Annotated in this window: 1 protein-coding gene; it reads left to right on the top strand. The window is 56.7% G+C overall.

Annotated features, from left to right (window positions below; all coding sequences use genetic code 11):
* A partial coding sequence (gene atpA, locus A3730_RS08495) for a F0F1 ATP synthase subunit alpha (RefSeq protein WP_063537917.1) occupies positions 1-845 on the top strand: 845 nt, incomplete at both ends.

Here is an 845-nt window from a genome sequence, read left to right on the forward strand (position 1 = left end):
CGGCGAGATGATCGAGTTTGAGGGCGGCATCTACGGCATGGCCCTTAACCTGGAGCAAGACTCTGTCGGCGCCGTGGTACTGGGTGATTACCTGGGCCTGGCCGAAGGTCAAAAAGTCCGTTGTACCGGTCGTATTCTGGAAGTCCCCACTGGCCCCGAAATGCTGGGCCGTGTGGTTGACGCTCTGGGTAACCCGATCGATGGCAAAGGCCCGGTCGATGCCAAGCAGACCGATGCGGTTGAAAAGGTAGCGCCTGGCGTTATCTGGCGTCGTGAAGTTAACGAGCCAGTGCAAACCGGTTACAAGTCTATCGATGCCATGGTGCCAATCGGCCGTGGTCAGCGTGAGCTGATCATTGGTGACCGCCAGATCGGTAAGACTGCCGTTGCCGTTGATGCGATCATCAACCAGAAAGACTCCGGCATTAAGTGTGTCTACGTTGCCATCGGCCAGAAGCAGTCCACCATTGCCAACGTGGTGCGCAAACTGGAAGAGCACGGTGCGATGGAAAACACCATCATCGTTGCCGCTTCCGCTTCTGATCCGGCTTCCATGCAGTTCCTGGCACCGTTTGCCGGCTGCACCATGGGCGAATATTTCCGTGACCGCGGTGAAGATGCACTGATCGTTTATGATGATCTGACCAAGCAAGCGTGGGCATATCGCCAGATCTCCCTGCTGCTGCGTCGTCCGCCGGGCCGTGAAGCTTACCCTGGTGACGTGTTCTACCTGCACTCCCGTCTGCTGGAGCGCGCTGCCAAGGTAAACGAAGATTATGTTGAGCAGTTCACCAATGGTGAAGTGAAAGTCAAAACCGGTTCTTTGACCGCGCTGCCGATCATTG

Source organism: Alcanivorax sp. HI0044, assembly GCF_001634945.1.